Source organism: Blattabacterium cuenoti, from assembly GCF_014251655.1.
Classification (GTDB): Bacteria; Bacteroidota; Bacteroidia; order Flavobacteriales; family Blattabacteriaceae; genus Blattabacterium; species Blattabacterium cuenoti_I.
Genome location: NZ_CP059225.1, coordinates 1 through 10,970, shown reverse-complemented (window position 1 = coordinate 10,970; position 10,970 = coordinate 1). Strand labels below are relative to the sequence as shown.

Genomic DNA, 10,970 nt, shown 5'->3' with positions numbered 1-10,970 from the left:
TAATTAACATTGGGGCTGATTTTGGATTTGACAACAAGAATAAGTTATAAAAAAAAGCATATCGTGTTACGTAAGGTATTACACGTTAATCAATCGTTACAAATTACAAATGGCGAAAAACAATACGCTTTTGCTGCTTAATGAATTTGTGTTCAAAATAGCTTAATCTGCAAAAAAAATGCAGAAGCAAAATATTTCTTATGAAATTGATCCTTACAATTTCTAATAGAAATACTAATATTAAGTAAGGATAAGAAAACAAATGATTCTTAAGTTTTCTGAAAAAATATTGAATCTTAAGTTTTTATTTAAGATCCAAAACTTAAATAAAAATGGATAAAATTTATTTTGGATAAATATGTAGAAATTTTTTATACTACTTGTTTGGACGCGGGTTCGAACCCCGCCAGCTCCATTTTTTTTTTTTTTAATTTGAATAAAAAGATTCAATTTTTTATCTACAGTATTTTTTCAGGGATTTTATTAGGATTAGGATGGCCTACTAATGGTAATCCGTTTTTTTTATTTATTGCTTTTGTTCCTTTATTATATGTGGAAAATAGTTTAAATCATTCTTTTTTTTACATTTTTTTTCTTTCTTTTGTTACTTTTTTCACATGGAATGCTATTTCTACATGTTGGTTATCCTATACAAAACAAACTAATGGATCTTTTGCAATAGAAGCTTATTTAATTCCTGTATTCCTGAATTCTTTTTTTATGTCAATGGTTTTTATATGTTATTCATGGATAAAGAAATATGTAAAAAGTAGAAATATAGGATATATATTTCTAGTTTGTTTATGGATTTTATTTGAAAAAATACATTTAGAATGGGAATTATCTTGGCCATGGTTAAACTTAGGAAATGGTTTTTGCAATCGTATAGAATGGATTCAATGGTATGAATATACTGGAACTTTAGGAGGAACTTTATGGATATGGATCGTTAATATTGGATTCACCGAATCCATTATAAAATACAAAAAGAATAGAAAAATACTTTTTTTATATCAAAAAATTTTACTTAACATAGGAAAAATTTTTTTATTAATATTGGTTTCTAATATTATATATTTCAAATATGAAGGAGAAAAATATAAAAAATTTATAGACGTATTAATATTACAACCTAATATAGATCCATATAATCAAAAATATAGTATATCAACACAAAAATTAATTTTAAAATTAAAAAAACTAATAAATAAGAAAATATCTTTAAAATCCATAGTCATAATAGCTCCTGAAACTACATTACCTGGAAAATCGAGCAAAATATCCATAAAAAATATAAGTAAAAATAGAATCATCTCTATTTTTAAAAATTATCTGATAAAAAAATCACCCAAAACCGTATTTATAACAGGAATAGAATTATTTACTTTATATAAAAAAAATATAAGTAAAACTTCAATACCTGTTTCTACTAATAAGAATACAAAAATATGGATAGATATTTTTAATTCAGTTATTCAAATAGGAACTAACAAAAATATAGAATATCATCATAAATCTAAGTTAGTACCAGCGGTAGAAACTTTTCCCTATAAAAAGATTTTTTATCCTATATTAGGAAATATTTTACTGAATTTGGGTGGAACCGTAATGGAACTTGGAAAACAAAATCAACCTACCGTTTTTCATCATCCTTTTTCAGGAATCAAAATAGCTCCGATTATTTGTTATGAATCTGTTTTTGGGGAATATGTCTCTAATTTTTTTAGAAAAAAAAATGCTGAATTTATGATTATTATTACTAACGATGGATGGTGGGGACAGACTCAAGGCCATCAACAACACATGTTTTATGCGCGTTTGAGAGCTATTGAAAATAGAAAGTGGATAGCTAGATCTGCAAATACAGGTATTTCTTGTTTCATCAATGAAAAAGGAGATATCACATCATCTATTCCTTATGGAAAGGAAGGGATTTTATACCAAAAAATATATCTGAATAAAAATCATACTTTTTATATAAAACATGGAGATTTTATTGCTAAAATAAGTTTATTAGTCCTAATAATAATATTATTATACACAATAATATATAACATATATCAGTTAGTTTATTTTATTTCATGATAAGCTTTTCCTATATAATTGATAATATCACGAGATATGATTGATTCTTTACTTAATTTTTTTGATAAAACAGCTATATCTCCTGATAATCCATGTAAATATACTCCCATAATACAGGCTTCTTTAGGAGTATATTTTTGAGATAAAAAACTTAGAATCATACCGGTAAGAACGTCTCCACTACCAGATGTTGCTATCCCTGGATTTCCAGTACTATTAAAATATAATTCTCCATGAGGAGTTGAAATTACAGTATGAGCGCCTTTTAAAACAATAAATATTTTATATTTTATAGATATTTTTTTTAAAATTTCCAATTTGTTATAATCATTTTTCCATGGGCCACATAATCTATAAAATTCTTTTGGATGTGGAGTAATAATACTTCCTTCTGGAAGATAATCTAATAAATAGATATGATTGGACATTATATTTATAGCGTCTGCGTCAATCACCATTGGAATCTTTTTTTTTTTTAAAAAAAAAGATTCCAAAGCATATGCAGTTTTTGGATGATTCCCCATTCCTATTCCTATTCCTACTGCATTAATATGATCAATATCATCAATAATATTTCCAATCCAATCTTTATATTTGTCTGTTTTAACAATTGCTTCTGGTATAGAATTTTGTATGATTTCATATCCACAAAATGGAACATAAATACTTAATTTTCCAATTCCAGTACGAAGACTTGCTGTTGCAGAAAGTACAACCGATCCCATCATACCATAACTACCACCTATAATCATTCCATGGCCATAATTCCCTTTATGAGAAAATTTATTTCTTTTATATAATATATATATAGAATTAATAAACCTTTTATCTATATAAAATTTTTTAGTATGTATTCTATGAAAGAAATGATCTTTCCATCCAATATTTAATATAGACCATTCTCCAACATAATCAGCATAAGTAGGTAAAAAAAAAGGGAGTTTAGGAACTTGAAAAGTTAAAGTATGATTCGCTTTAATTATTCCCTTAAAATCTTCATGATTTTTTTCCATGAAAAGTCCAGAAGGAATATCTATAGATATCACTGATTTAAATTGATTTTTATTGATATAATGAAAAAAAGATTTCCAATATTGATTTATATTTCTATTTAATCCTATACCAAAAATAGCATCAATAAGGTAACTATTTGGATCTAAACAAGGAAATTGATCTTTCTCACAAATAATTTTCAATCCTATTTTATGTTTTAATATTTCCTCTTTATTGATTAAAAATTCATTTGAATAATGATTAGAAATATTAATTATGTATACAGAAACTTTTTCTCCATATAAATATAACATTTTAGCTAAATAAAGTCCGTCTCCTCCATTATTTCCATTTCCTGCTAATACTATAAATGGAACTTTTTTAAGTTGAAAATATTTATAATTTATAATCCAATTAAAACAACTTTTAGCTGCTCGTTTCATTAATTTTAATGAAGAAATTGATTCGTAATCAATACAATATTGATCCATTTTTTTGATTTGATTTAAAGAAAGAATTTTCATTTTTTAAAATGAATTTATTATTTTTGATTTTATTTTATGTATGAAGTCTGATCCCTAATTTGCAAATATAAAACGATTAATCTATATGGAAGAGTATAATTTAAGGCTCCCCGCCATGGGTGAAGGTATAGCTGAGGCTACTATCATTCGTTGGTTAAAAAAAGAGGGAGATTCCATAAAAAAAGAAGACGTTTTAGTAGAAATAGCCACGGATAAAGTAGATTCTGAAATTACTTCTCCGGTTAATGGTATCTTAAAAAAGAAATTATTAGCTACTAATGAAATAGCTAAAATTGGTAAATCAATAGCGATTTTAGAGACGGAAGAAAAAATTTTTTCTATAAAAGAGAATTATATATTTTCTTCTGAAAATAAAAAATATTTTTCTCCTCTTGTACGTACTATTGCTCATAGAGAGGGGATTAGCATTTATGAACTAAACTCTATAGAAGGTACAGGAAGAAAAGGAAGAGTTACTAAAATAGATATATTAAACTATCTTCAGAGTATAAAAAAAAATAAAATAATTTCTCCTAAATATGATGATATTTTTTTATCATGTGAAAAAAACAATGATAAAGAAAACGAAGAAGTTATTGTAGAAATGGATAGAATGCGTAAAATCATTGCAGAACATATGATTAAAAGTAAAAATATATCTGCACATGTAACTTCTTTTGTTGAAGCAGATGTTACAAACGTTGTAGAATGGAGAGAAAAAATGAAAGAGACTTTTCAAAAAAATACGGGAGAAAAACTGACTTTAATGTCCGTTTTTGTAGAATGCGTAGTGAAAGCGATAAAAGATCTTCCTATGATCAATATATCTATTAATGGAACAAACATAATAAGAAAGAAAAATATCCATATTGGATTAGCAACAGCTTTACCTAACGGTAATTTAATTGTTCCAGTAATTAAACATGCAGATTCCTACAATTTAGGAGGATTAATAAAAATTATCAACGATTTAATAAAAAGAGCTAAATCTAATCAATTAAAACCTGAAGAAACTAAAGGTGGAACCTATACTATCAGTAATATAGGTAGTTTTGGTAATCTTTTTGGAACTCCAATTATACATCAACCACAAGTTGCTATTATGGCTATAGGATTAATTCAAAAGAAATTATCAATTATAGAAACCCCAAAAGGAGATTTAATAGGAATCAGACATAAAATTTATTTATCTCATTCTTATGATCATCGTGTTATAGATGGAGAATTAGGTGGTCGTTTTGCAAAAAGAGTAGCTTTATATCTAGAAAAATTTAACTGTTATACAACAATAATATAAAAATATGGAAGTAAACTTTGATGTACTCATTGAAATACCAAAAGGAAGTAGAAATAAATATGAGTTTGATAAAAAAAATAATCTTATTCGATTAGATCGAGTTTTATATTCTCCTATGAGTTATCCAACAGATTATGGTTTTATTCCAAAAACACTTTCTATGGATGGAGATCCATTAGATGTATTGGTTTTTTTAACTGAGCCTACAATTCCAGGTTGTTTAATAAAAGTAAAACCTATTGGGATTTTTTTCATGACAGATGAAAAAGGAAAAGATGAAAAAATGATGACTGTTCCAGTTTCTGACCCTAATTATAATACTATAAACAATATTGACGAAATTGGATTACATATTAAAAAAGAAATCGAACATTTTTTTATGGTATATAAAGATTTAGAAAACAAAAAAGTAAAAATAGGAGATTGGAAAAATCAAAAAAAAGCTGTATCAGTATATCAAGAATCTTGTTTACGATATAAAAATTGTTTATCAAAAATGTAATTTATTTAATTTTTCATCTTTTAAAAAAGATGGAGCATTAATCATTAAATCTTTTCCATAATTATTTTTTGGAAAGGCTATGAAATTTTTGATGTTATCATTCCCTTCCAAAAGATTAATTAATCTATCTAATCCAAAAGCTATTCCTCCATGAGGAGGAGTTCCATATTCTAAAGCTTTTATAAAAAAACCAAATTGAGATTCTATTTCTTTTATTGATAATCCTAAATGTTTAAATACTAAATTTTGTACGTTTTTATTATGAATTCGAATAGATCCACTTCCAATCTCTATTCCATTGATAATTAAATCAAAAGATTGAGACCGAATAGTCCCTGGATCTTTTTCTTCTAATAATAAATGAATATCTTCTTCTTTTGGACTAGTAAACGGATGATGTACTGATTTATACCTTTTATATTTTTCTTCCCATTCAAAAAGAGGAGAATCTATAATCCATAATGGTTTAAAAAGTTTAGGATTGATTAAATTCAAATGATGAGCGATTTTAAAACGTATTTTTCTAAGTTTTTCTCTTGTTTCCTTTTTATTTCCGAAATAAATAAATAATAAATCACCAGGACTAGCCTTAAAATACTTGATAAAAAGTAGTAAATTTTCCTTACTAAAATCTTGATTAGAAGAAATATAATTTTTTTCTTCTTTATTATTTTGTATATGAATCCATAAAAAATTTTTATTTTCTACTTTTTTCAATTTGATTAAAAAATCATTTACATGAACAAATTCTTTGACTTTTATTCCTATAACCAATTCTTGGTCTTTTAAAAAATTAATATCTTTCACTAAATGATTTAGTTCAACAAAAGACATATCCAAACGAAGATCAGGTTTATCCGTTCCATACATTTTTATCGCATTTGTATAAGAAATAGAAGGAAAAGGTTCAAGTTGAATATTTTTGATTTTATTAAATAAATGTTTTATAAAATTTTCAAAAAAAATTAATATATCATTTTTTTCTACAAAAGACATTTCACAATCTATTTGTGTAAACTCTATTTGTCTATCAGAACGAGGATCTTCATCTCTAAAACATTTTACTATTTGAAAATACTTATCGATCCCACCTATCATCAATAATTGTTTAAATAATTGAGGAGATTGAGATAATGCATAAAATTTTCCGATTTGTGTTCTAGACGGGACAACAAAACTTCTAGCTCCCTCTGAAGTATAATTTGTAAGTATAGGAGTTTCTATTTCTAGAAAACCATTTCTAGAAAGAAAATTTCGTATTTCCAAAGTGAGATCATGACGAATAATTAAATTATTTTTTATAGTATTTCTTCTTATATCAAGGTATCTATACATCATTCTAACTTTTTCAGTTCCATCTTTTTCATTTTCTATGCTAAAAGGAATGGAAATAGAGGAGTTTAATATTTCTATGGAAAATACGAGAATTTCTATTTCTCCTGTAGGAATCTTATAATTTTTAGATAATCTTTCTATTACTTTTCCTTTGATTTTAATTAAAAACTCTTTTTCTAAAAAAATATTTTTCTTTTTTTTTGTAAAAATAAGTTGTGTAATTCCAAAATAATCTCTAATATCTATAAAAAATAAAGATCCTAAATCTCTTATGTTTTGAATCCATCCAGATAAAATAACTTCTTTTCCAATATCTTTTTTACACAGTTCTCCACAATTATGTGTTCTATACATAAAATTTATCAGTTTTTATTATTTTCAACTAATTCTTCATAAACCTCTACAATATCTCCGGATCTTAGATTATGATAATTTTTTATGCTTAATCCACATTCATATCCTTTATAAACTTCTTTTACATCTTCTTTAAAACGTTTCATAGAAGTAAATTCTCCATTATGGATAACAATTCCTTCTCGTATTAATCTTACTTTTGCTTGTCTTGATAATTTTCCTTCTATGACCATACATCCAGCTATAGTTCCTATTTTCGGAATTTTGAATATTTCTCTTATCTCTGCATTTCCTAATATTTTTTCTCTTATTTCAGGAATAAGCATTCCATCGATAGCTTCTTGAATATCATTAATAACATCGTATATAATAGAATAAGTTCGTATTTCTATATCTTCTTTTTTTTCTATGTTTTTTGCTCCAATATTGGGACGAACATTGAATCCTATTATAATAGCATCGGAAGCACTTGCCAATAATACATCAGATTCTGTGATTTGACCTACTCCTTTATAAATAATATTTATCATGATAGTATTTGTAGATAATTTTTGAAGTGCATCAGTAATAGCCTCTACTGAACCATCTACATCTCCTTTAAGAATAATTTTGAGTTCTTTAAAATCTCCTAGTGCAATACGTCTTCCTATTTCATCTAATGTAAGATGTTTTTGAGCACGTATATTTTGTTCTCTTTGTAATTGTTCTCTTCTAGAAGCCAATTGTTTTGCTTCTTTTTCGTCTATAAATACTTTAAATTTATCTCCCGCAGTAGGAGCTCCGTTTAGTCCTAATATAGTAATAGGTTTAGAAGGTCCTGCTGATGGAATGGATTTTCCTCTTTCATCCAAAATACTTTTAACTTTTCCATGATGACTTCCTGCCAATACATAATCTCCAACTTTTAATGTTCCTCCTTGCAATAGTAAGGTTGTTATGTATCCTCTTCCTTTGTCTAAAGAGGCTTCTATCACAGTTCCTACAGCGGGTTTATTAGGATTAGCTTTTAAATCTAATAATTCAGATACTATCAGTACTTTTTCTAATAATTGGGGAATTCCAGTTCCTAATTTTGCTGATATTTCTTGAGTAGGATATTTTCCCCTCCATTCTTCTACTAATATATTTAAATTTGCTAATTGTTCTCTTATTTTATCAGGATTAGCATTTGATTTGTCCATTTTATTAAACACAAATATAATAGGAACATTAGCTGCTTGAGCATGACTAATAGCTTCTTTAGTTTGTGGCATTACTTGATCATCTGCAGCAATAACTATAATTGCTATATCTGTAATTTGAGCTCCTCTAGCTCGCATAGCAGTGAAGGCTTCATGACCCGGAGTGTCTAAAAAAGTAATACTTTTTTGATTATTAGAACATTCTACACTATATGCCGCTATATGTTGAGTAATACCCCCAGCTTCTCCAGCAATAACATTAGTATTTCTAATATAATCTAATAGAGATGTTTTTCCATGATCTACATGGCCCATAACAGTAATGATTGGAGGTCTAGGATGTAAATTTTCTTCCAAATCTTTATCATCTTGTATTGCTTCTTCTAAATCTAATCCGATAAATTCTACGTTATATCCAAACTCATCTGATACTAAAGTTAATATTTCAGCATCTAATCTTTGATTCATGGTAACCATAATTCCTAAAGACATACAAGAAACAATAACATCTGTAGCGTTTACTTTCATCATAGATGCTAATTCATTTACAGTTGTAAATTCAGCTATTTTTAATACTTTTTCTTTATTCTCATGTTCTATTTCATTTTGTAAAAGTCTTTTTTCTTTTTTTTGTTGACGTTTTTCTTTTCTAATTTTTGAAGCTTTTGATTTTATTCCTTTGTAGGATAGTTTTTCTAAAGTTTCTTTGATCTGCTTTTCTATTTGTTCTTCAGTAATTTCTAGTTTTTTAGAATATTTTTTTTCTTTTGATTTTTCTATTCTTTTTTCATAATAAAAACGTTCTTTTTCCTTATCTTGTTTTTTTTCTACAGGAAAATTTTTTATTTCATCAACAATAATTTCTTTTTTAATTCTTTTTCGTTTTTTTTTGATATGATTTTCTTGTTTTACTCTCTTTTTTTCAAATTGAGATAAATCTATTCTATCTCCTGTTAATATTACTCCATCTAATTTATGATAAATAGTATCAATATGTTCAGGTTTTTTTGTAAGTTTATTTTCTATTTTTTGTTCTAATTTTTTATTTTTTTTTTCTTCTTGATTATCATATTTTTTACTATTTTCTATTTCTATCTTTTTGAATTCAATTAAATCTTCTTCTGGTTTATCACGTATAATTTTAGTAGCATAAATATGTTTTGATCTCAGTAATTCTTCTTTTATTTTTTCTTTTTCCATTCTTTTTTGCAAAACAACCTTTTCAGATTCTTCTCGGATTTCTTTATAAGTTTTAAATTCTCTCATAATAAATTTATAGACCTTTTTTTCTATTTTAGTATTAGGATTATGTTCTATTTTAATTCCTTTTTTTTGTAAAAAATTAACTACTCTTTGTAAAGAGATATTAAATTTGGTTAATACTGTTTTTAATCTGATTTTATCTTTATCCGTCATATAAGAATGTATTAATAAAAATAAAATAATTATGTATTTATATTTAATTCTTCTTCAAATTCTTTTTTTAATATGGAAACTACTTTATTGATTATTTTTTCTTCAAGATTAGTACGTTTACTTAAGTCATTTCTTCTATAATTTAAAACAGATTTTGCAGTATTTAAACCTACTTTATGAAATTTATCCAATACTTTTGGATCTATTTCATCAGAAAATTCTATTAATTCAACGTCATCTTCATAAGGAAAATCTCTAAATATATGTATTTTGTATCCAGTTAATTGACTAGCTAATTTTATGTTTTGACCTCCTTTTCCAATGGCTTTAGAAATCTCTTCTAGTTTTACATATACGTTAACATATTTGTATTCTTCGTTTACTTCCATCATAGAAACTTTAGCAGGACTGATGGCTCTAGTAATATATAACTGAGTGTTAGAGGTATAATTAATGACATCTATATTTTCATTTCTTAATTCTCTGACAATAGGATGAATTCTAGACCCTTTCATTCCTACACAAGCTCCAACAGGATCAATACGATCATCATAAGATTCTACAGCAACCTTAGCTTTTTCACCTGGAATACGTGCTACTTTTTTTACTGTAATTAAACCATCAGAAACTTCTGGTATTTCTAACTTAAAAAGTTCCTCTAAAAAAGATTCATCTTTTCTAGTAAGAATAGCAAAAGGTTTATTATCTCTCCATTCTACTCTCTTTACTAAAACTTTAACTGGATCTCCTTTTCTAAAAAAATCACTTGGAATTTGTTCTTGTCTAGGTAAAACCATTTCATTTTGTTCTTCATCTCTCATGATAATTTGTTTTGCAAGAATATGATATACTTCTACATTCATTATTTCTCCTACTTTATTTTTAAATTTTTTATAAGCATTGGTATTATCATATTCATTGATTTTTGAAAGTAGATTTTGTTTCAAAGATAAAATAGATCTTCTTCCCAAAGTTCGTAGCTCTACTTTTTCTGTTACTTCTTCTCCTATTTCAAAATCAGGTTCTATCTTACGTGCTATAGATAATTCAATTTCTTTATTGGGATCCTTTACTTTTCCATCTAGTACTACAATACGATTCCTCCATATTTCTAAATCTCCTTGATCTGGATTTACAATAATGTCATAATTTTTAGATGAATCATATTTTTTTCTTAATACACTTCGTATTGATTCTTCTAAAATAGCCATAAGACTAACTCTATCTATATTTTTTTCATATTTAAAATCTGAAAAAGAATCTATTAAAGCTTCATTATCCAT

General features: G+C 26.0%; 7 protein-coding genes and 1 other RNA gene. 4 read left to right on the top strand and 4 right to left on the bottom strand.

Annotated features, from left to right (window positions below):
• The first annotated feature begins 11 nt into the window (after nt 1-11).
• Together ssrA and lnt are read left to right on the top strand one after the other, a co-directional pair.
• Nucleotides 12-418, top strand: a transfer-messenger RNA (tmRNA) gene (gene ssrA, locus H0H63_RS00040).
• Nucleotides 419-432: 14 nt separating this feature from the next.
• On the top strand, nt 433-2,085 hold the full coding sequence (gene lnt, locus H0H63_RS00035; protein WP_185858530.1) for an apolipoprotein N-acyltransferase: 1,653 nt from the start codon (nt 433-435) through the stop codon (nt 2,083-2,085).
• On the opposite strand, the gene H0H63_RS00030 is transcribed toward lnt, so the two are convergent.
• A complete protein-coding gene (locus H0H63_RS00030) occupies nt 2,070-3,602 on the bottom strand; it encodes an NAD(P)H-hydrate dehydratase (RefSeq protein WP_185858529.1) in 1,533 nt (510 codons plus the stop codon). The genes lnt and H0H63_RS00030 overlap by 16 nt on opposite strands.
• An 85-nt stretch (nt 3,603-3,687) precedes the next feature.
• Between H0H63_RS00030 and H0H63_RS00025 the strand changes: the two genes are divergently transcribed.
• The gene (locus H0H63_RS00025) at nt 3,688-4,899 is read left to right on the top strand and encodes a dihydrolipoamide acetyltransferase family protein (RefSeq protein WP_185858528.1); all 1,212 of its coding nucleotides are present in this window, start codon (nt 3,688-3,690) and stop codon (nt 4,897-4,899) included.
• Nucleotides 4,900-4,903: 4 nt separating this feature from the next.
• Entirely contained in the window at nt 4,904-5,401 is a 498-nt protein-coding gene (locus H0H63_RS00020) for an inorganic diphosphatase (protein WP_185858527.1), read from the top strand.
• Here H0H63_RS00020 and aspS read toward each other — a convergent pair.
• The 3 genes from aspS to nusA are packed head-to-tail and all read right to left on the bottom strand — an operon-like array spanning nt 5,390 to nt 10,970.
• Nucleotides 5,390-7,090 (bottom strand): aspartate--tRNA ligase, encoded by a 1,701-nt coding sequence (gene aspS, locus H0H63_RS00015; protein WP_185858526.1) that lies wholly within the window; start codon nt 7,088-7,090, stop codon nt 5,390-5,392. The genes H0H63_RS00020 and aspS overlap by 12 nt on opposite strands.
• An 8-nt stretch (nt 7,091-7,098) precedes the next feature.
• Nucleotides 7,099-9,687, bottom strand: a complete 2,589-nt coding sequence (gene infB / locus H0H63_RS00010) for a translation initiation factor IF-2 (RefSeq protein WP_185858525.1) — start codon at nt 9,685-9,687, stop codon at nt 7,099-7,101.
• Nucleotides 9,688-9,716: 29 nt separating this feature from the next.
• Entirely contained in the window at nt 9,717-10,970 is a 1,254-nt protein-coding gene (gene nusA / locus H0H63_RS00005; protein WP_185858524.1) for a transcription termination factor NusA, read from the bottom strand.